The 21,256-nt window shown below is 70.4% G+C and carries 16 protein-coding genes; 7 read left to right on the top strand and 9 right to left on the bottom strand.

The annotated features are described in order from the left end of the window. Positions 1–390: 390 nt before the first annotated feature. From UA74_RS30150 to UA74_RS30140, 3 genes are all read right to left on the bottom strand, one after another. Positions 391–2,001 (bottom strand): glycosyltransferase family 87 protein, encoded by a 1,611-nt coding sequence (locus tag UA74_RS30150; protein ID WP_232237890.1) that lies wholly within the window; start codon positions 1,999–2,001, stop codon positions 391–393. A 339-nt stretch (positions 2,002–2,340) separates the two neighbouring features. Continuing rightward, positions 2,341–5,085, bottom strand: a complete 2,745-nt coding sequence (locus UA74_RS31305; RefSeq protein WP_157442346.1) for a transglycosylase domain-containing protein — start codon at positions 5,083–5,085, stop codon at positions 2,341–2,343. A gap of 1,321 nt (positions 5,086–6,406) precedes the next feature. Further along, positions 6,407–6,811, bottom strand: coding sequence for a DUF5318 domain-containing protein (locus UA74_RS30140; RefSeq protein WP_075743184.1), 405 nt, complete (start codon positions 6,809–6,811; stop codon positions 6,407–6,409). A gap of 187 nt (positions 6,812–6,998) precedes the next feature. Here UA74_RS30140 and UA74_RS30135 point away from each other — a divergent pair, with 187 nt between their 5' ends. The 3 genes from UA74_RS30135 (at position 6,999) to UA74_RS30125 (ending at position 9,411) form a co-directional block, all read left to right on the top strand. Then, complete coding sequence (locus UA74_RS30135) at positions 6,999–7,565, top strand: PadR family transcriptional regulator (protein ID WP_075743183.1); 567 nt, start codon at positions 6,999–7,001, stop codon at positions 7,563–7,565. Between the two features lie 85 nt (positions 7,566–7,650). Beyond that, complete coding sequence (locus tag UA74_RS30130) at positions 7,651–8,742, top strand: inositol-3-phosphate synthase (protein ID WP_075743182.1); 1,092 nt, start codon at positions 7,651–7,653, stop codon at positions 8,740–8,742. Positions 8,743–8,898: 156 nt separating this feature from the next. After that, complete coding sequence (locus tag UA74_RS30125) at positions 8,899–9,411, top strand: YkvA family protein (RefSeq protein ID WP_075743181.1); 513 nt, start codon at positions 8,899–8,901, stop codon at positions 9,409–9,411. Positions 9,412–9,477: 66 nt separating this feature from the next. Here the strand turns inward: UA74_RS30125 and UA74_RS33900 are convergent, their stop codons facing one another. Then, complete coding sequence (locus UA74_RS33900; RefSeq protein ID WP_075743180.1) at positions 9,478–9,816, bottom strand: hypothetical protein; 339 nt, start codon at positions 9,814–9,816, stop codon at positions 9,478–9,480. After that, positions 9,743–10,075: an erythromycin esterase family protein gene (locus UA74_RS33895; RefSeq protein WP_075743179.1), complete on the bottom strand. Its 333-nt coding sequence runs from the start codon at positions 10,073–10,075 to the stop codon at positions 9,743–9,745. The genes UA74_RS33900 and UA74_RS33895 overlap by 74 nt, the downstream gene beginning before the upstream one ends. 604 nt (positions 10,076–10,679) lie before the next feature. Between UA74_RS33895 and UA74_RS30110 the strand changes: the two genes are divergently transcribed. Together UA74_RS30110 and UA74_RS30105 are read left to right on the top strand one after the other, a co-directional pair. After that, positions 10,680–12,812, top strand: coding sequence for a PhoX family protein (locus UA74_RS30110; protein ID WP_404799956.1), 2,133 nt, complete (start codon positions 10,680–10,682; stop codon positions 12,810–12,812). Between the two features lie 260 nt (positions 12,813–13,072). After that, positions 13,073–13,759 (top strand): SDR family oxidoreductase, encoded by a 687-nt coding sequence (locus UA74_RS30105; protein ID WP_075743178.1) that lies wholly within the window; start codon positions 13,073–13,075, stop codon positions 13,757–13,759. A gap of 465 nt (positions 13,760–14,224) precedes the next feature. On the opposite strand, the gene UA74_RS33185 is transcribed toward UA74_RS30105, so the two are convergent. Beyond that, entirely contained in the window at positions 14,225–14,380 is a 156-nt protein-coding gene (locus UA74_RS33185) for a hypothetical protein (RefSeq protein ID WP_169725915.1), read from the bottom strand. A gap of 444 nt (positions 14,381–14,824) precedes the next feature. On the opposite strand from UA74_RS33185, the gene UA74_RS30100 reads away from it, so the two are divergent. Beyond that, on the top strand, positions 14,825–15,454 hold the full coding sequence (locus UA74_RS30100) for an SIMPL domain-containing protein (RefSeq protein ID WP_075744411.1): 630 nt from the start codon (positions 14,825–14,827) through the stop codon (positions 15,452–15,454). Positions 15,455–15,515: 61 nt separating this feature from the next. Here UA74_RS30100 and UA74_RS30095 read toward each other — a convergent pair whose 3' ends face one another. Genes UA74_RS30095 through pdhA form a run of 3 tightly spaced genes read right to left on the bottom strand, consistent with a single transcriptional unit; the run spans position 15,516 to position 19,248 of the window. Further along, positions 15,516–16,904 (bottom strand): dihydrolipoamide acetyltransferase family protein, encoded by a 1,389-nt coding sequence (locus UA74_RS30095; RefSeq protein WP_075743177.1) that lies wholly within the window; start codon positions 16,902–16,904, stop codon positions 15,516–15,518. Between the two features lie 14 nt (positions 16,905–16,918). After that, positions 16,919–18,007 carry an alpha-ketoacid dehydrogenase subunit beta gene (locus UA74_RS30090; RefSeq protein ID WP_083683841.1) on the bottom strand — a complete coding sequence of 363 codons (1,089 nt, stop codon included), beginning with the start codon at positions 18,005–18,007 and terminating at the stop codon, positions 16,919–16,921. Then, the gene (gene pdhA / locus UA74_RS30085) at positions 18,007–19,248 is read right to left on the bottom strand and encodes a pyruvate dehydrogenase (acetyl-transferring) E1 component subunit alpha (protein ID WP_075743176.1); all 1,242 of its coding nucleotides are present in this window, start codon (positions 19,246–19,248) and stop codon (positions 18,007–18,009) included. The genes UA74_RS30090 and pdhA overlap by 1 nt, the downstream gene beginning before the upstream one ends. Before the next feature lie 540 nt (positions 19,249–19,788). On the opposite strand from pdhA, the gene UA74_RS30080 reads away from it, so the two are divergent. Further along, positions 19,789–21,192: a M20/M25/M40 family metallo-hydrolase gene (locus UA74_RS30080; RefSeq protein WP_075744409.1), complete on the top strand. Its 1,404-nt coding sequence runs from the start codon at positions 19,789–19,791 to the stop codon at positions 21,190–21,192. Positions 21,193–21,256 lie beyond the last annotated feature (64 nt).

The following is a 21,256-nucleotide window of genomic DNA, read 5'->3' as shown; positions in this document are numbered from 1 at the left end:
GTAAGGGGTTCTCGCCCTCGACACCGGCGATTGGGTGAATTTCTCCCGACCATCCGCTTTCGTGCTGCCGGACTCGCAGGGTGGGCCCACGCTCTAGTTCGAACATGATTCAGGTTTGTGAGGGTGAGCGTGCGGCCGAGGGCCCACCGGGGGCGGTGACGTGATGCGTGATCAGAGTCGACGTGGCATTCGAGTGCTCTTCGGAGACGGCGTCATCGGGGTGCAGGACAGGAAGAAGGTGCGCGGCCCGTCGATACTGGTCACCACGGACGTCTGGCTGCGGTTCGTCCGCGCGGTCCGCCGCGACGAGTTCTTCGACTTCGACGTGCCCGACGAGATCCTGGCCAGGATGGACTCCCTCGTGACGCCCGACGTCCTCGACCTGCCTGATCAGCGCACCCCGCTCGGCGGGGAGTCCGTCGAGGCCGAGCCCGCGGTGCTGGAGGGCTCGGTGATCATCGGTTCGGCGCGTCGAGTCAGGTTCCAGCGCACCACGTCAGGTGCCCCGTCGAGCACACCGCCTGCGGGGTCGTCCTCGCCGGAGGATCTGACGCGGTCTCCCTCCGGCCGATAGACGTCGCGCAGCACCAGCACGCACAGCATGATCACCGCGAGGTCCCGAAGCACCACGGTGCCGAGGAACCACTCGACGGGCAGGCCCTTGTTGTCCTCGCCGAGGTAGAAGAACATCCTCGGCACCCAGACCAGGGCGTCCAACGCCATCCAGGCGAGCAGCGGACGCCAGCGCGGCAGCGCCAGCACGGCGAGCGGCACCAGCCACAACGAGTACTGCGGACTCCACACCTTGTTGGTCAACAGGAACACGGCCACGACCAGGAAGGCAAGCTGAGCCACTCGCGGCCTGCGGGCGGCGGTGAGCCCGACGAAGGCGATGCCGAGGCAGCCGAGCAGGAACAGCACGGCCGTCACCGTGTTCAACACCACCGGCGTCTGACCGGGCTCCAACGGCCCGTCGAAGCCAGCCCAGCCCGTGAACCGGCTGATCACGTTGTAGATCGAGTCCGGATCGGCGATGCGTTCGCTGTTCAGCCGGTAGAACTCGCGCCAGCCATCCGGGTACAGCACCGCGATCGGCAGATTGACGGCCGTCCACGTCGCGACGGCGGCGCCCGCGGCCCGCAGCCAGGGCACGAGCCGACCCGCCCGGAGACACAGGATCAGCAGCGGACCGAGCAGGAACAGCGGGTACAGCTTCGCGGCGGCGCCGAGGCCGATCAGCACGCCCGCGAGCACCGGCCGTCGACGTGCCCAGGCCAGCATGCCCGCCGTGGCGAAGGCGGTGGCGATCGTGTCGAAGTTCGTGAACGCGTGGACCAGGACCAGCGGCGAGATCGCGACCAGCGCGGCGTCCCACGGCCTGCGGCGGGCCAGCAGCGTGACCGCCCAGACCGTGACGAGCCAGCCTGCGGCCAGCCACAGCGAGGTGATGGTGAAGTACACCGCGACCGGCAGCGCGGTGGGCACCAGCCCGGTCTCGGCGACGCCGAGCCACGCCCTGGTCAGCTCGGCGTTGAGCCACTGGAACATCCCGGTGATCACCGGGTACTCCATGTACCGGACCTGCTCCTGGTCGGTGCCCTCGTCCTCGACCCAGGAGTCGCGGTAGGGGAAGGCGCCGATGTCGAGGTGCTCGGCCGAGTAAAGCGGCACGATGTCCGAGTAGCACATCGCGACGTACTGTCGGTTGCCGCTCCAGTCGAGCTGTGCCACGCCCTGGTCGTCGACGTACTGCTGGATGCAGGGCGCCTTGAGGCCCCAGCCGAGCGCGAGCGCGAGGACCGCCAGGAGCAGGCCGACCCGTAGCGGACTCCAGAACCAGTGCCGCCCCACCACGGCGTGTCTGCCCAGCGGGCCGCCGAACAGCCGACTGGCGGTGCGGGCGAGGCCCTCCGTCCGGGTGGGGGCGATGCGCTGCTCGGGCGGCAGCGTCGCGGTGTCGACCCGATGGCCGGGACCGATCCGATCGGAGTCCTGCGCCAGCGGGCTTCGGTCGGCAGCCGGTCGATCGGTCGACCCGCCTCCCGCGCCGTCGTCGGCCGTCGACACCGCATCGGAGCCTGCGCCGGGCGAAGTCGGCAGGCCTGCCCCGTCAGCGGCGGCGGGCCCGGCGGAGTCCGGTGCGTCGTCGGCCGACGCTGCGGATCGTGTCTCCCGCTCACTGGGCACGCCGCGGATCGTACGTGCTCATGCCGGGGCCGAGGAGATCGCCCGTGAGCCCGAGGTCTGGTGTCGAGGTGTGCCGAGACGACGAACGGGGCGCCCTCGGTGGAGGACGCCCCGTCGGCTGGCGATCATTCGACTGATCGGTAGTTCACGTGGTCAGTTGGGCAACGGCACATCTCCGGTAGGAGCCACCTCTGGCCTGCTGTCGTCCCGGCTGAAACCGAATCCCGTGGTACCTCGATCGCCGGGCCGACCATCGCCGGGCCGACCGTCGCCTTCGCCCTCACACTGCCCCGGCCACAAGCAGGAGTCGTCTGGCCCGGTCGGAGTGGGCTCAGTCGTATCCGTGGGAGGGTTCGGGGTCGATTCGTCGTCACCTTCCCCTCCCTCGCCGTTCTCGTCCCCCTCGTCGCCTTCCTCGTCCTCGTCCCGGCCGTCCTCCTCGTCGCGGTCTCTGTCGCGATCGTCGTCCCAGTCCGGCGACGGGGGCGGAGGCGGGGGCGCGGGCCGCGGCTGCTCGGGGAAGATGCCGATCTGGGTGATGTCGGTCGGGAAGCTCGCGGCCTCCTTGTCACCGAGGTAGGCCTCCATGAACGCCTTCCAGGAGAAGGCCGGGACATTTCGTCCCCAGAGCTGCTCGGTGGAAGGATTCGTCGCGGTCGCATTGACCGTCAGTGGTGCGGGCACCTCGGAGCCGACCCAGACCGCCACCGAGATCTGCGGTGTGTAGCCGACCATCCACCCCGCCTGGTTGCCTGCGCTCTGGGCGAACTGGTGGGTGCCGGTCTTGGCCGCCACCTCCCGGCCGGGCAGGTCGTGTCCGCTGTTCGCGGCCACCGGCTTGAGCACCTCGGTGATGTTGTCCGCGACGGCCTTGCTCTGCGGACCGAAGGCCTGGACGCCCTCGTGCCCTTCCTCGGCGCGGTTGATCAGGACCTCATCGTCGGGCCCGTCGCCCTCATGGCCGACGAACTCGACGAAGTACGGATCGTGCCGGACTCCGCCGCTGGCGAAGGTGGCGTAGGCGGCGGCCATGTCGATGGTGCGGACCTCGTACTGGCCCAGTGCGATGCCCGCAGCGGTGAAGCCTTCGGTGTTCACCAGCGTGGGCTCGCCGTTGATCTCTTCGGGGATGCCCGCCTCCCAGGCGGCCTCCGCCACCGAGCCGGGCCCGAACTGATGCGCCATGTCGATGAACGGGGTGTTGGCGGACACCAGCATCGCGTTGCGCACCGAACAGTGTTCGTTGGCCCCGGTGGGACACTGGGCCGTGTTGCTGAACGTGGTGCCCTCGATGTCGATCGATTCCCGGCCGTCGTAGAACTCACCGAGGCCCTGACCACGCTTCAGCCCGGCGGCGACCACGAACGGCTTGAACGAGGAGCCCGGCGGCTGCTTGGCCGCCGCGAAGTCGATGCCCGCGCTCCACTCGCCGCCGTTGTAGGCCCGCACCGCTCCGTTGGCGGGATCCACGGCGACCAGCGCGCCGCGCAGCTCGTCCGGCTGACCGGCGAAGTGTTCCGCCATCACGGCCTCGGACTGCTCCTGGGCTGTCTTGTCGATGGTGGTCCGGATGACCATGCCCTCTCGGCGGACCTGGTCCATCTCGATGCCTCGGGCGGTGAGCTCGTTCTCGATCTGCGTCTGGACGTGCACGTCGGTGATGCTGCGCCCGGTCCCGCCGCCAGCGCCCCTTGGCAGGTAGTCGGGGAACTCGACGGCGTCGGCCTCGGCCTGGGACAGGTGGTCCCGCTCCACCATCTTGTTCACGACATAGGCGAAGCGGTTCTCCATGCCGTCCCGGTTGTTGTCCGGGTCGAAGAGTGTCGGTGCGTTGAGGATGCCCGCCAGGAACAGCGATTCGTTGAGCTCCAGCTCCGAGGCCGACTTGCCGAACCAGGTCTGCGCGCCCGCTTCCAGCCCGTAGGTGTTGCGGCCGAAGGAGGTGAGGTTCGCATAGGACTCGAAGATGTAGTCCTTATCCTGCTGCTGGGTGAGCTTGAATGCCATCACCACTTCTTGGAACTTCCGGGCGTAGGTCCCGTCGTCGTTGCCGGTGGAGAGCTTGACGTACTGCTGGGTGATGGTGGAACCGCCGCCGGTGCCGGTGACGGCTGCTCGGACGATGCCGACCGGCGAGAATCCCATGTTGTCTCTGAACGTGGGGTCCTCAGTGGCCGTGACGCCGTTGTAGAAGTCCTCGGGGATGTCCTCGTAGTCCAGGAAGCGCCGGTCGCCGTCGCCTTCGCCGTTCGGGACGATCCGCAGCATCTCGCTGCCGTCGGCGTAGGTCACCGTGACGGTCTTGTCGAGGTCGGCGAGGATCGCCTCTGGTGACTGGACGTCCCACATCTGGTAGCCGACGGCGAAGGCCACCACCGGCGTGAGGATGCCGAGGCCTGCCATCACGTAACAGGTCCGCCGGACGCGTCGCCAGATCTTCTTGCGCTTCGCCTTCTTCACCGCCTCCGGGGACTCCTCCGCATCGTCCTCGTCGTCGTAGTAGTCGTCCTCGTCGTAGCCGTCCTCGAGTTGCGCGGGCTCCCGATGCGTCAGCAGCGCGGGTTCCATCTGCGTCGTCGGCTGCTCGTCGCCGGGCTGCATCATCTGCGTCGACGGCTCGCCGGGTCGGCGGGGTCCGGTGCCTGCGCCCTGTCTTAGTGCCTGGGTGTGCGCGGGCGGGGCTCCGTTGGCCGGGCCGGGTCCGCCGGGTGCTCCCGCACCGGGAACGCCGCCGGGCGGAGTGCCCATGCCGGGCGGGGCGCCTGCGTTCATGCCCGCAGCGGCGGCAGCGCCGCCCGCCGCGCCGAGGGCCGCGCCCGCCGCTGCCGCGCCGAGTGCTGACGGCCCGCCCTGCCGAGGCGGGCGACGATCACCGTTCTGCGGCGGCGGGGACTGCATGCCCGCCGGGCCGGGGCCTGGCCTGCCGTCGGCCGGGGTGCCGTTCGTGCCGGGCCTGCCGTCGGGACGAGCCGCGCCCGGTTCGCCGGGACGACCGCCCGCGCTCGGTCCGGGCGGGGCGCCGTTCGGCGGCCGGCCCGGACCAGGGTGGCCACCCGGCCCGGTGCCGTTCTGGGCGGCGCCGTTCGGCTGGTGGCCTCCCGGGCCGCTGGCTCCGGGGGGGACTCCGTTCGCGCCGTCCGGACGCTGGCCGGGCGCTGCCTGCCTGCCCGGCTGTCCGCCTGCTCCCGGGCCACCGGGGGCAGGTGCGTCGCCTGCGCCGAGGCGGTCGCTCAGCGGGGAGACCGCGCCGGTCGGAGCCGCAGCGCCGTGCGGTCCTGCCGGTCCGTTCGGCCCGGCGGGTCCGTTCGGGGCGCCGGTTCCATTCGGGCCGCCCCGCTGCTGTCCGTTGGGCGCGTGCCCGTTGGCCGGCCGTCCGTTCCGCGCGTGCCCGTTCGCGGGCTGTCCGTTGGCCGCGTGCCCGTTTGCGGGCCTGCCGTCGGGGGCATGTCCAGGGGGAGCCTGGCCGTTGCGCGGCGCGCCGTTCGGGCCGGTCCCGTTCGGTCCGGGGTGTCCGTTCGGCCCCGGATGACCGTTCGGCCCCGGTCCCGGATGACCGTTCGGGCCCGCCGGGGCGCCTGCGCCGTTGGCCTGCGGCGGGCCTGCCGGGCCGCGACGGCCGTCCGGTGTCGAACCGTCGGCTCCGTTCGGGCCGGGCCTGCCCGCGGGCGGTCGGCCGCCGTTCTCTGGCGCGCCGGGGAATCCCGACGGCGGCGTGGCGGGACGTTCCTGGACCCGCGTCGCGCCGGGCCGGGCGGCCTCGGGCGAGCCTGCGGGACTGTGTGATCCGTCACGCGGCCCGCCTCGATTGGCCGGATTGCCCGAATCGCCAGGATTGTTGGCGTCGTGGCGAGGTGGTCCCGCGCCGTTCGGCGGGGGGGTGAAGGAGCCGCCCGGCGGCGGCTGATCCGGCCTGACCGCACCGCGCGGCGCCGAGGCGCCCGGCGGCGGTCCGTGCCGTGGGGCGCCCGGTGGGCCTGACGGCCCTTCCGGCCATGGCGATGGTTCACCCGTCGGTCGAGGACGAGCACCGCTCGCCTCGTCTGGGACATGCGACATCTGGCCCTCCACCTGCGGCCTCGGGGTGTGGCCGGCAGGCGGCCTGCCGTTGTGTGCGTCGTTCACGAGTGGGCCTCCCACACCGACGTGCCCGGTGGGCACGCAGTTCGGTGATCGTCTGTGCTCTGGCGCTCCCGCGCCCGCGCACGCACTGGCGACGGACTCACTCGGAGGCCGTCCTCCGCCGTGGGTGTCCGTCATCCATGCCGCGCGTTCCCAAGACGTATGACTGCACCAGGTGGTTCCAACTACAGGTGCGGCAGACCTCCACCACGTAGACGGTGAACTCCTCGAAGAGGGTTGCCATCCTGGCGAGTTCGTCATCGGTCCTGGCTGATCCCGCCGCGTGCTTCAGCTCGTCACCGTAGATCCAGGACACCTGGGTCAACGGCTCCTTGCGGCACACCGGGCAGGTCACATCGCTCGGCTGACCATGAAATTTCGCCGCCCGCAGCAGGTACGGGCTCGCGTCGCAGACCTCCATCACCCCGACCCGACCGGAGTGGACACCGGCGAGCAACGCCTTGCGCTGCAACGCGTAGTCGACCACCTGTCGTTGGGTCCGCACGTTGACAGGGTACGTGTCGGAGACCGACCGGCGATGGGCCGTTCGGGGAGCGCCGCCTCGTCGTCGGTCACTCACCGCGCCCGGGATGAGTGAGATGTATCGGACCGATATAGTGGGGTAATCCATCGCAGTGCTGCGGTGGAGCGGTGGGTCGTCGGAGGCCATGACTGGTGCTAGGAGGTGCGACGTGCTCGAACTGGCGGTGCTCGGTCTGCTGCACGAGGCGCCGATGCACGGTTACGAGCTGCGTAAACGACTGCACAACCTGCTGGGCGCCTTCCGGGCCTTCTCCTACGGCTCGCTCTACCCGACGCTGCGCAGGCTGCAGGTCGCCGGGCTGATCACCGACGAGTCCGCGGAGGACGCGGTGCAGCGGACCTGGAACCGACGGGCCAAGACGGTCTACAAGCTGACGGCCGACGGCAAGGAGCGCTTCGCCGAATTAGTCGTCGACGTGGGCCCGCAGACGTGGGACGACGGGTCGTTCGGCATCCACCTGGCGTTCTTCTCGCGCACCCCGGCGGAAGCGCGGATGCGAATCCTCGAGGGACGACGGCGTCATGTCGAGGAACGGCGAGAGGGATTCCGCTCCACCCTCGGTCGGGCGAGCGAGCAGATCGACCGCTACACGCTCGAACTGCACCGGATGGGTCTGGAGAGTTCCGAGCGCGAGGTTCGCTGGCTCAACGAGTTGATCGCGCATGAACAGGCCGAGCGCGAGGACCCGCCGTCGTCGGGGAGGCCGCGTGACTAGAGGAAGCAAGGACCACCGCGTCCAGCCGGCGACGACTGGCAGTCGTTCCCCGGTACCTGAGGATTCGAAGAAGGAGGACCCGGCAATGGGCGTAGATCGTCGTAGCGTGCGGGTGGCAATCGTCGGCGTCGGCAACTGTGCGGCATCGCTGGTGCAGGGTGTCCAGTACTACCAGGACGCTGCTCCAGACACCCAGGTCCCGGGCCTGATGCACGTTGAGTTCGGCGAGTACCACGTCCGCGACATCGAGTTCGTCGCCGCGTTCGACGTGGACGCCAAGAAGGTCGGCCGCGACCTCTCGGAGGCGATCGTCGCCAGCGAGAACAACACCATCAAGATCTGTGACGTGCCCCCGCTGGGCGTGCCGGTGCAGCGCGGCACGACGCTGGACGGCCTGGGCCGCTACTACCGCGAGATGATCGAGGAGTCCGACGAGGCCCCGGTCGACGTGGTCGCGGCGCTGCGGGAGAGCGCGGCGGACGTGCTGGTGTGCTACCTGCCCGTCGGCTCCGAGGACGCCGCCCGGCATTACGCCGCCGCCGCGCTGGAGGCCGGTGTCGCCTTCGTCAACGCACTGCCGGTGTTCATCGCCTCCGACCCGGTGTGGGCTGAGCGGTTCCGCGAGGCGGGCGTGCCGATCATCGGCGACGACATCAAGTCGCAGGTCGGCGCGACGATCACCCACCGCGTGATGGCCAGGCTCTTCGAGGACCGGGGCGTGCTGCTGGACCGCACCATGCAGCTCAACGTGGGCGGCAACATGGACTTCAAGAACATGTTGGAGCGGGACCGGCTGGAGTCGAAGAAGGTCTCCAAGACGCAGGCGGTGACCTCACAGGTCGATCGCGACCTCGGCAAGCGCAACGTCCACATCGGACCGTCGGACTACGTGCAGTGGCTCGACGACCGCAAGTGGGCCTACGTCCGGCTTGAGGGACGCGCATTCGGCGACGTCCCGTTGAGCCTGGAGTACAAGCTCGAGGTCTGGGACTCGCCGAACTCGGCGGGCATCATCATCGACGCGGTGCGCGCGGCGAAGATCGCGAAGGACCGAGGTATCGGCGGTCCGATCCTGTCGGCGGCCTCGTACTTCATGAAGTCCCCGCCGGAGCAGTACTCGGACTCGGTGGCGCGGGAGCGGGTCGAGGAGTTCATTCGCGGCGACGTCGAGCGTTGACCTCGTGTGGGCGGGCCGCCGGCTTCGCCCGCACCACCTCGGCATGAGGCGTGCCCGCCGACGTGGAGTAGCACTGATACCGCAGGCTGCCGTGCCCGCCCTGTCTGGACCGGGGCGGGCCGGTCGCCGGCTGAGGACCTCGGAGGTCGTTCGACCATGATCCTCTTCGGCATAGTGCTCGTCCTGGCCGGGCTGTTCTCCTACTTCGCCGGGACCGCCGAGGTTTTCGGCCTCGATCCGGACGCGCTCGGCCTGTCCCTTCTCATCCTCGGCGGCGTGGTGCTGGCCGTCGCCCTGATGCGGCGAGCCAGGGCGCGTCGTGACTCCCCGGAGACCGAGCCGGTCGGCGGCCCGGTGCGCAGACTGCGTGCCGTCCCTCGGCTGATCCGGTCGGCGGGACGCGAGTATCCGGGCATGCGGCGTCGCCACCTGGCGCTGTGGGCGCTGGCGGGCGTCTATCTGATCTCGCCCATCGACCTCATCCCCGAGATCCTGCCGATCATCGGCTTCACCGATGATGCGGCGCTGCTGTTCTGGCTGGTCGGTGACGTCTCCACCAACTCGGGGCGCTTCCTGAACTGGGAGCGTCGCGGTGGCGCGGCGTCGGCGATCTCGGCGGACTCGACACCCGAGGCCAGCCGGGACGAGCCCGAACCGCCGTCGTCCTGATCCGACCGCACACCCGCCCGTCCAGCAGCTGTCGCGCGGCTGCTCCTGACCGGCGCGGGGTCTTCTTCACCTGACGAAGGCCTCGACGGATCTGCCTGCGGCCATCGGATGCCCGACGGTGTCGGCGCCTGCCGCCGACACCGCGCCGCTGCCGACCGAGGCTAGTCGCGGGAACGCCTCGTCGGTGGTGGCAGTGGGACTGGACACGACGGCGTCGAAGGCCTCGATCAGCGGGGTCTTGATGATCGCGGACTGGGTGCGGATGCCGGTCAGCGCACGCCCGCTCGCGGTGGCGCCACGCGAGGCCCGGAGGTCGGTCAGGCTCAGCTCCTCACCTCGGCCCGCCGCGATGAGCGCCGCTTCGATGCTGCCCTCGACGGGCGGGTCGAGGCGGGTGCCTGCCACCGTGAACCCGAGTTCGGCCGCCTCGTCGGGATACATCTCCGGGGGCGTGGTCGGCGGTGTGGGTGAGTGCGATCGCCCGATAGTCCTCGCCGAGCAGGCGGTGCAGGTGCAGACCCATCGGCAGGCCGGTGAGTGCACCGTCGAAGCTGACCGAGGTCTTCTGCACATGGTTGTTGTGGGCGGCGAGCACGATGCGTGCGTCGGGGCCGGACCGGTCGAGATGCCAGCGCACCGACTCGGCCATGAACGACTCTCGCACCGACGAAGTGTGCGTTCTCGCCGACGGACACGACGCGGGCGTCGCCGATGATCGCGCGCTAGGGCTCCAGATCATCCAGCGGCGCGTCGGGGTCCAGGGTGGCCAGGGGCGTCGTGTGGCGACGAGACCAGTCGAGAAACAGTTCGTCGGCAGCACGGTCGGCCATGGAGTCTCTCGATTCCCGTCTTCGTCGAGGGCAGCGCATGGTTACCGAGGCGGGCCTCGCATGGTTGCCGAGGCGGGCCTCGCATGGTTGCCGAGGCGGGCCTCGGCGGTATCGCCAACCTAACAGCGTCGAACGCCGCAGCCTGCGCGTGATCGGCCCGGCGGCGACGTGTCCCCGCCGCGATCTTCTCTGGATCGGCGTAACGCCCGCATCGCATCGGCGACCGGTCGGCGGCTCCGCCCACGACGTTTCCCGGTGACGTCCCCCTGACCGGCCGTGAGCTGCGGTGCCTCGGCGGCGTGCCGTGCCGGCTGCCTGCGTCGATCGATGCCGGACCGCCGGACACTCCGGTGCGGTTGTTCGGCTCGCGTTCACCTCAGGGTAGGAATCCGCTCCTACGGTCAGCGCGTTCCCACCAACCAGATCCTGGAGGTCTGCGTGCCGACTCCACCCGCCGAAGACGGACGCATCATTCCACTGACACTGCTCCCCACCGACCGCCACGGCAGTCGCGCCTCGATCACCTGCCGGTACCGATGCGGCGACGCCTGCGGACATGAGGCGCCCAACACCTCCTCGAATCCCTACTTCGGGGACGTCGTCACGCAGGTGATGAGCCGACGGGGTGCGTTGCGGGCCGCCGCCGTCGTCACCATCGCGGGTGGCGCCCTCGGCGCGCTGAGCGGAACGGCCGCCGCCGAGACGACCTCGACGCAGGGACGAGGACCCGGCTCAGGACACGGCGGTGGCCCCGGCAGACCGGGCAGGCCGATCCCCGGCACCGACTACTCGCCCGTCGAGCCGAACACCGAGGACGCGGTGGTGGTGCCCGAGGGCTATCGCCAGAACGTCGTCATCCGCTGGGGCGACCCGGTGGTCGACGGTGCGCCGGAGTTCGACTTCGAGAACCAGACGGCGGCTGCACAGGCGCTTCAGTTCGGCTACAACTGCGACTTCGCCGGGCTGATCCCGTTGGACGGACGCGGACGACGAAACCTGCTCGTGGTCAACCACGAGTACAGCACCGAGCCGTTCATGTTCCGCGGCTACGACGAGGCGAACCCCACCGAGGAGCAGGTCAAGATCGCCTGGGCCGCCCACGGGCTCAGCGTCGTGCTCGCCGAGCGGGACGATCGCCGCGGCGGCCTGAGCACCCGGGCCAGTCGCTACAACCGGCGGATCACCGCCACCACCGAGTTCGAGGTTCGTGGTCCGGTGGCGGGCAGCGATCTGCTCAAGACGGCGGCGGACCCCTCCGGGACCAGGGTTCTCGGCACGCTGAACAACTGCGCGGGCAGCGTCACGCCGTGGGGCACGGTGCTCTCTGGTGAGGAGAACTTCAACCAGTACTTCGGCAACGCGGATCAGATCACGGATCCCGACCAGGCGGCGAAGCTCGCCAGGTACGGCATCTCCGGCGGGGCCAGCGAACGCCGGTGGGAGCGATTCGACTCTCGCTTCGACGTCGCCCAGGAGCTGAACGAGACGCATCGGTTCGGCTGGGTGGTGGAGATCGACCCGCACGACCCGGACTCGACCCCGGTCAAGCACACGGCGCTGGGCCGGTTCAAGCACGAGGGCGCCGCCATCCGGGTCGCAGGCGACGGGCGGGTGGTCGCCTACTCCGGCGACGACGAGCGTTTCGACTACATCTACAAGTTCGTGTCGAAGGGCCGGGTGAAGAAGGGCGAGAGCAGGCACGCCCGCAGGCACAACATGCGGCTCCTTGACGAGGGCACGCTGTACGTGGCCCGGTTCACCGGCGACAGCCCGGCGGAGGAGATCGACGGCTCCGGCACGCTGCCCTCCGACGGCGAGTTCGGCGGGGCGGGCGAGTGGATCGCGCTCGCCGAGGGCGATCGGTCCTTCGTGCCGGGGATGACGGCCGAGGAGGTCTACGTCTACACCCGGATCGCCGGAGACAAGGTCGGCGCCACGAAGATGGACCGGCCGGAGGACATCGAGCCCAATCCGGTGACCGGCAGCGTCTACGCGGCGCTGACCAACAACACCAACCGGGGGGCGACGGGCGCGGCGACGGCGGACGAGGCCAACCCGAGGAACAACAACAAGCACGGCCACGTCCTGGAGTGGACCGAGCGCCGCAACGACCCGACGGCGACCCGCTTCACCTGGAACCTCCTGCTGGTCTGCGGCGACCCGGAATCGCCGGACACCTACTTCGGCGGCTTCGACAAGAGCCAGGTCAGCCCGATCACCAGCCCGGACAACGTCGCCTTCGACCGGCACGGCAACCTGTGGATCTCCACCGACTCCACGGGCGCGCTCGGCATCAACGACGGCCTGTACTCGGTGCCCGTGCAGGGCAGCGAGCGCGGACACCTCAAGCTGTTCCTCACCGTGCCGCGCGGTGGCGAGACCTGCGGCCCGGTCATCACCGAAGACCTGGTCACGGTGTGCGTGCAGCATCCCGGCGAGGTCGACGGCGCGAGCGTGGAGAATCCCGCGTCGAACTGGCCGGACCGGGGCGACTCCCAGCCTCGTCCGTCGGTGGTCAGCGTCTGGCGCACCGGCCGGGGCGGTCGGGGAGTGGGACGCATCGGCGAGTGAGAGGTGTCGACCGGACGGCGGGGGCGCGTCGCGCGACTCGGACGCCCTCGCCTGCCGGTCGGGGCCTTCGGCCTGCGAGGCGTCGTTCGTGCGGCGCCTAGGCCCGGTTAGGGCTGCGTCCTTCCCTCGGCTGGACCGCTCGGCCCGGCCGCGCTGCCTGCGGCCCGGCCGCTGCCCGCCGCAGGGCCCCGGCGGCATGCACTCGCCGGAGCGAGCGGCGGAGACCTGGACGACGGGGCATCGCGGCTAGGCTCGCGCGCATGACTTCACGACCTCTCGCCCTGGTCACCGGCGCCTCTCGCGGGGTGGGAGCCGCCGTCGCCAGGGCGCTGGCGCCGACGCACGACCTGCTCTTGGGCGGGCGTGATCCGCAGACGCTGCTTCCGCTCGTGGAAGAGCTGCCCACCGCCAGCCCGTGGGCCGTCGAGCTGACCGACGAGCAGGCCGTGGCCGCCGCGACCGCCGACGTCGAGCGGCTGGACGTCCTCGTGCACAGCGCGGGCGTCGTCGAACTGGGCTCGGTCGCGGAGACGTCTGCCGCGTCCTGGCGCCGCACCCTCGAGGTGAACGTGGTCGCCGTTGCCGAGCTGACCCGGCTGCTCCTGCCCGCGCTGCGGGCCGCGCGCGGTCACGTCGTGCTCATCAACTCCGGTGCCGGACTGCGAGCAGGTCCCGGCTGGGGCTCGTACGCGGCGAGCAAGTTCGCGCTGCGTGCCTTCGCCGACGTGCTGCGGGCGGAGGAGGCGGAGTCCGGGATTCGGGTGACCTCGGTGCATCCGGGGCGGGTGGCCACGGACATGCAGCGAGAGGTGCGCGCTGCCGAGGGCGGTGACTTCGAGCCGGAGCGGTACCTGCGGCCGCAGACGGTCGCCGACGTGGTCGCGACGGCCGTGCGGCTGCCTGCCGACGGCCAGATCAACGAGCTCGTCCTCCGCCCGCGTTCGTAGTCGCGGGGGCGTTCCTCGAGTCTGCCGGACGTCAGCGGGCGGGGAGTGCCCGCGGAACCCGTCGTCATGGGCTCGGCCGCTTGCCTGCACCGGTCGGGCCGAGACTGACCGAGACGTCGGCGGCGCCCGGGCCGTGCATCGCGTCCGGCGGCGGTTGGTCGCCACGGCGTCGCCTGCGGTCACGCAGCGCGCGCTGTGCCCGCCGTTCGCCGGGGGAGACCCGGCTCGGCTGCCTCCGGTGAGCGACGGAAGGGCCGGTTACGGAGCGGCGGTAGAGACGCGAGAAGCCTCACCCACATGGGTGAGGCTTCGGGCTCTGAGATTGGAAAACCCCGCAGTGCTGCCAGGTCGGGGGTCCGCCAGCACCGCAGGGTCACTTGGTTCATCGCCAATGCATCCAAACGTGTTACACCCCGTCTGAATGTGACGCGCACCACCGTGACTGCCTGTGCGGTGCTTGCCTGCTCAGCGGTTCAGCAGGTTGTGACGCTGAGCGATGATCAGCAGCTCGTCACGAAGCGCCGGGCTCGATGCCGAGTCGATCGCTTCCTGGAGGGCCTTGTTGGTCCGGGGGCGGGTGCTGCTGTTCCTGCGGAGGCGCAGGCGGGCGGCGAGATTCATCGGGTGTCCATCACCTTCGTTTTCTTGACTTCTCGGTACGACTCAAGTATGCCCCATTGATCGCGAGATTGCACCCGATTGTCCGGTGAGGAGCGGCACACGCCGATGATTGTCCGGTGGCTAACGTCTTCTGCCGCTGAAGCGATGGAACTTGAAATAGGCAGTCGGACATCCCCTCGACGCGTGGCCGTCATCGAGGCGCAAACTGAATCGGTACGGTCGGTCACGAATCGGCAACACGGAGCCCACCGCGGATTCATCGGGGCGCGGGCATCGGATGCTGCACCCGCGATCCCGCCGGTGGCAGGCGGCCGGGCTGCCTACTCGGCTGATTCGTGGCGGCAGGCGGGCACCGGCTGCGGCGCCACGAGAGACGGCACCGCAGGCCCGCTCGGCGATCGGGCGTCCTTGCCACCGGACATTCCACGGGGTTGGCTGGGCCGCGTGACCGAAGTCGTGACACAGGGGACAGGCCGGGCAGCGGCACGGGCCGATCAGGCGGTGCTGCGGGTGACGTTCAGCAGCGCGGCTCAGACGCGTGCCGAGGCGGTGGCAGCGCTGGGGGAGCAGGTGGACGACGTCGAGCCGCTGCTGAACCGCGAGGGCGTGGTGGTGAAGTCTCGGCGGCTCGCCGTGCATGCCGACTGGCACAGACAGCGGCAGGTCGGCTGCCGGGCCGAGCAGCACTACAGCCTGGAGGTGACCGACCCTGAGGTGCTCGCCGAGATCGCCGGGGCGCTGCTCGCCGTCGAACCGGAACGACTGGACGGCCCCACCTGGTCGCTACGGGATGACACCGAGGCGAGGAAGTCCGCTCAGCGGGCCGCCGTCGCCGATGCGAGGTCCAAGGCCGTCGGGTACGCCGATGCCCTCGGGCGCACCCTCGGTCCGCTGCTGCGGATCAGCGACGCGGAGGCGAACGGCCCGGCCGCGCGCGGTGCCTACGGCGCGGAGGCGGCGGGCATCGCGCCCGCAGGCCGGAGCAGCGCTGCGGACGTCCGCAGACTCAATCTCGAACCGCAGGACATCGTCAGCACCGTCCGCTGCGTGACTCATTGGAAGCTGGCGGAGTAGGCCCGCCCGGCACACCGGGCGTCTGCCCGGCGCGCGAGGGCGCCGGGCAGACGAGCGTGGCTCAGTACGTCATCGCCAGGCCGGGCTCGGCGAGCAGGGCGCCGATGTCGGCGAGGAACTGCGAACCCTGCTGACCGTCGACCACTCGGTGGTCGAAGCTCAGCGCCAGCTGACACACCTTGCGGGGCACGACCTGACCGTCGACCACCCACGGCATGTCCCGGATGGCGCCGAGGGCCAGGATCGCCGACTCGCCGGGATTGAGGATCGGCGTCCCGGTGTCCACGCCGAACACCCCGACGTTGGTGATCGTGATGGTGCCGTCGACCATGTCCGCCGGTGTGGTGCGGCCTTCCCGTGCGGTCGTGGCCAGCGAGTCCAGCGCCTCGGCCAGCTCGCGCAGCGACATGTCCTGTGCCTCACGGACCTTCGGCACCACCAGACCACGCGGGGTGGCCGCGGCGATGCCCAGATGCACATAGGACTTGTAGACGATCTCGCCTGCCTGTTCGTCCCAGGCCGCGTTGACGTCCGGCGTCCGGCGCACCGCGAGACACAGCGCCTTCGCGGCGAAGGCCAGTGGCGTGATCTTCACGCCTTGGAACGCCGGGTGCGTCTTCAGCCTGGCTCGCAACTCCATCATCGGCGTGACGTCGATGGTGAGGAACTCGGTGACGTGCGGTGCGGTGAAGGCGCTGTGCACCATCGCCTGCGCGGTGGCGCGGCGAACGCCCCGGATCGGCACCCGCTCCTCGCGGGGTCGCTGCCCGGCGATCGGTCCGGCAGGCGCCGCTGCCGCCGCGACGGCACTGGTCACGTCGTCGCGGGTGATCACGCCGTCCGCGCCGCTGCCGATGATCGTGCGAAGGTCGATCCCGGCGTCCTTGGCGAGTTTGCGCACCGGCGGCTTGGCGAGAGGCACCCGACCGGTGGTGCGAGCCTGCTCACCGGCGGCCGGGGCCGCTGCCCGCGCCGGGACCACCGACGGGGCAGGCACGACGGGCGGTGCGGGTGCTGCCTGCGGTGCGGGTGCCTGCGCCTGCGGTGTCGAGGAACCGGACTGCTTGCGCGGCCTGCGAGTCGCCGCCCCGGTGCGAGGTCCGTACCCGACCAGGTTCGCCACCCGGCCCTCGGCCTCCTCCGGCGGCTTCGACCCGTTGACGGTCTGCCCGTCCGCCGATGCTCCGGCCCCCGCCGGGCCGTTCGGATCGATGTCGATGGCGATGATCGGCACGCCGACCTCGACGGTCTGCCCGACGTCGACCAGCAGCTGTGAGACCTGCCCCGCGAACGGGCAGGGCAGCTCCACCACGGCCTTCGCCGTCTCGATCTCGACGATGATCTGGTTGACCGTCACCGTGTCGCCTGCGGCGACGTGCCAGGTGATGATCTCCGCTTCGGTGAGTCCCTCGCCCGTGTCAGGCAGCGGGAAGTGCTTCAGTTGTGGCATCTCGGCGTCCTCCCCTACCAGCGCAGCGAACGTTCGACGGCATCCAGCACCCGGTCCAGGTCGGGGAGGAACTCCTCCTCCAGCTTGGCAGGCGGGTAGGGAGTGTCGAAGCCGGTGACGCGAAGGACCGGCGCCTCCAGCGAGTAGAAGCACTCCTGCTGGACCTGGCTGGCGATCTCCGCCGCGATCGACGACTCGCCGGGAGCCTCGCTGACCACGATCAGCCTGCCGGTGCGCCGCACCGACTCGAAGACCGGTGCGAGGTCCAGCGGCGACAGCGACCGCAGGTCGATCAGCTCCAGCCGATGCCCGTCCTCCGCCGCGACCCGGACCGCGTCGGTGCAGGTCCGCACCATCGGTCCGTAGCAGACGACGGTGGCGTCGGAGCCCTCCTGAAGCACCCGGGAGGCGTGCAGCGGACCCGGCGTCGCGCTCGTGTCGAGTTCGGCCTTCTCCTGGTAGCGCCGCTTGGGCTCGAAGAACAGGATCGGGTCGTCGGAGGCGATGGCCTGCTGGATCATCCAATAGGCGTCCACCGGATTGCCGCAGGCCACGACCTTCAGACCTGCGGTGTGTGCGAAGTAGGACTCGGGGGACTCCGAGTGGTGCTCGACCGCGCCGATGCCGCCGCCGAAGGGGACCCGGATCACCACGGGCACCTTGACCCGGCCCTGGGTGCGGAAGTGCAGCTTCGCGAGCTGACTCACGATCTGGTCGAAACCCGGGAAGATGAAGCCGTCGAACTGGATCTCGCAGACCGGCCGGTAGCCGCGGATGGCCAGGCCGATCGCCGTGCCGATGATGCCCGACTCGGCCAGCGGGGTGTCCATCACCCGCTGCTCGCCGAAGTCCTTCTGGAGTCCGTCGGTGATGCGGAAGACGCCGCCGAGCTTGCCGATGTCCTCGCCGAGCAGGAGCACCTTGGGATCACGTTCCATCGCCGCGCGCAGGCCGAGGTTGAGTGCCTTGGCGATGGTGATCTTCTGGGTCGCGCCTGCGGAGCCGCCTGCTGTCGCCGCAGCGCCGCCTGCATCCGGCCGCGCCGGTCTGCTGGTGTTCGCGTCGGGGCCCTGTGCCGTCGTCCGGGATCTCGTCTCGGCCATCAGTGCGCACCCCCCGAGTGGTCGAAGTCGGACAGGTAGGTGAGGAACTCGTCGCGCTGCCGATCCAGCGGCGGGCTGCCTTCGGCGTAGACCTGGGAGAAGATCCGCTCGGGGGGCGGCGTCGGCATGTCGACGCAGTAGGCGCGCAGTCGCTCGGCGAGGGCATCGGACTCGGCGTCGACCTGAGCGAAGAACTCCGCGTCGGCGAACTGGCTGCGCACCAGGTGCACCCGGACCCGCTCGATGGGGTCCTTGAGCTTCCACGCCTCCAGTTCGTCGGAGAGGCGATACCGGGTCGGGTCGTCCGAGGTGGTGTGGGCGTCCATCCGATACGTGAAGGCCTCGATCAGGATGGGGCCGTTGCCGCTGCGGCACTCCTCCAACGCCCATCGGGTGACCGCGAGGGTGGCGAGCACGTCGTTGCCGTCCACCCGGATGCCGGGGAAGCCGAAGCCGTTCGCACGCTGATACAGCGGGATGCGGCTCTGGCGCTCCATCGGCTCGGAGATGGCCCACTGGTTGTTCTGGCAGAAGAACACGACCGGTGCGTCATAGACCGCGCCCCAGACGAAGGCCTCGTTCACGTCGCCCTGGCTGGTGGCTCCGTCGCCGAAGAAGACGATGGTCGCCTCGGCGTCGTCCTGCTGCCCGTCGCCCACCTTGCCGTCGAGTCGCTGGCCCATCGCGTAGCCGGTCGCATTGAGGACCTGGTTGCCGATGACGATCGTGTAGGGGTGGAATCGCTTCTCCAGCGGGTCCCACGTGCCGTGGTCGGTGCCACGGAAGATGCCCAGCAACTCCGTCGGGTCGATGCCTCGACACCAGGCGACCCCGTGTTCGCGGTAGCTGGGGAACGCCATGTCGGCGGGGCGCATCGCCCGACCCGCGCCGATCTGTGCGGCCTCCTGGCCGAGGAGCGGCACCCAGATGCCGAGCTGTCCCTGGCGCTGGAGTGCGTTGCACTCACGGTCGGCGCGTCGGACCAGGACCATGTCCCGGTAGAGGTCGCGCAGGCCCTCCGGAGGGATGTCGAGGTCGAAGTGCGGGTGCGTGACTCGCTCACCCTCAGGGGTGAGGAGCTGCACCAGGTCGGGGCCACCTTCCGAGGTGGCGCGCAGTCCAGCGATCACCTGCTCCGCCGTGGGTCGAGCCGCCACGGCGGCGGGGGCGCTCTCCGATGGCGGCGGTATGTCGGCCGAGGAACTCGGCCAAGGCTTGGTCCAGTATTCGGGCGACGACATGCCTGTCTCCTCAGTCTTGAGGCCCGCGCTCACCACTTGTGATGGCGGAGCACGGACGCACCGCCGGGCGCCGCCACCGTCCTTTGGGACTGCGACATCGACCGTCGGCACTGACGGTTCGCTCCAGCCATACTTGCATGGTCGCTGGGCGGGCAAGAGTATCGATGGTCGCTAAAGATGCCCCTGGTTTGTGGTGGAGACCGTCCCTAGCTGCACGTTCGGCGACACACTGTGCTCGTCCGTCACCGGGGGTCATGGTTTCCGCGGTTGCGGGCGATGGTCTCGCGTCCGTAGTGGATCAAGGCTGTTGCTGGTTCGCGCGGGGAGGTGCCCGGCGGCGGTTCGGCTGCCGTCGTGCCTTCGGGCGGCTCGGCCGCTGTGGTCTCTGGGCGGCTCGGTCGCCGTGTCTTCTGGGCGGCTCGGCCGCCGTGTCTTCTGGGCGGCTCAGCCGCCGTGGCCCGCTCGCATCCCGGCATCCCGCATCCCCTCGGTCGCCAGACCCTCCGATGACAGGATGCGGTCGTGACGCACGCAGAGCTGATGACGACGGTGCAACGACAGTGGGACTCGGCAGTCCTCCCGAGCCTGGAGCGGCTGGTCGAGATCCCGGCCCTCTCGCCTGCCTTCGACCCGGACTGGGCCTCCTCCGGGCACTTAGACGCGGCGATCGCGCATGTCGAGTCCTGGATCTCCGACCGGGGACTGACCGGCGCGACCACCCGAGTCCTGCGGGGGCCAGGACGTACGCCGTTACTGGTGGTGGACGTCCCGGCGACGCCGGGAGCCGAGGACGCGGGGACCGTTCTGCTGTACGGACATCTCGACAAGCAGCCGCCCGTCGGCGGCTGGTCCGAGGGCCTCGGCCCGTGGACGCCGGTCGTCCGGGACGGCAGGCTCTACGGGCGCGGTGCGGCCGACGACGGCTACGCGGCCTATGCGGCGACGACGGCCGTGGAGGCACTGCGGTCCACCGGCGGCGCCCATGCCAGGGCCGTCGTGCTGTTGGAGACCGGTGAGGAGTCCGGTTCGCCGGACCTGCCCGCCTATCTGGCGGAGCTGAGCGACGACCTCGGCGAGGTCACCCTGGTGGTCTGCCTCGACTCCGGGGCCGGCGACTACGAGCGGATGTGGCTGACGACCTCGCTGCGGGGGATGGCTCAGATCCGGGTGCGGGTGACGGTGCTCGACGCCGGACAGCACTCCGGCATGGCCAGCGGTGTCGTGCCCAGTTCCTTCCGCGTCCTGCGGGTGCTGCTCGACCGGATCGAGGACGCCGAGACCGGGGAGCTGCTGCTGCCCGAACTGTCGGTCGAGGTGCCTGCGAATCGGATCGACGAGGTCCGGGCGGCGATCGAGGCGGTGCCGGGCCTGGTGTCCGACGGCATCCCGCTGCCCGCCGACATCCGGCCGGTCGTCGACGACCCGGTGGAGCAGGCGTTGAACAACACCTGGCGGCCGACCCTGTCGGTGATCGGTGCGGCGGGCCTGCCGGACCCCGACGAGGCGGGCAACGTGCTGCGCCCGTCGACGACCCTGGCGCTGAGCTTCCGTCTCCCGCCGACCGCCGACCCGGATGCCGCGCTCGCGGCACTGCGGACGGTGCTGACCACGGATGTGCCGTACGGGGCGCGCGTCGAGTTGGACCGCAGTGAGTGCGCCCCCGGCTGGAACGCACCCGAGGTGGCGCCCTGGCTGGGGGCCGCGTTGGCGACCGCGAGTGACGAGGTCTTCGCCTCGCCGTGGCGGACGATGGGCATCGGCGGCTCGATCCCCTTCATGGGCCTGCTGCATGCCGCCTATCCCGCCGCTCAGTTCGTGGTGACCGGAGCACTCGGTCCGGGCAGCAACGCACACGTCCCGGACGAGTCGCTACAGCTGGACTATGCGGCGAAGGTCACTTCGGCGGTGGCCGTGGTGCTCGACGCGCACGCCCGCCGAGGCTGAGGGATCGCTCTCCTGCGGTGATTGACCCGTCACCGCAGGTGAGCCCTCCCGGCGTGCCCGACCC

The organism is Actinoalloteichus fjordicus (assembly GCF_001941625.1).
Taxonomy (GTDB): domain Bacteria; phylum Actinomycetota; class Actinomycetes; order Mycobacteriales; family Pseudonocardiaceae; genus Actinoalloteichus_A; species Actinoalloteichus_A fjordicus.
This window is presented reverse-complemented; position numbering and strand designations above follow the sequence as displayed.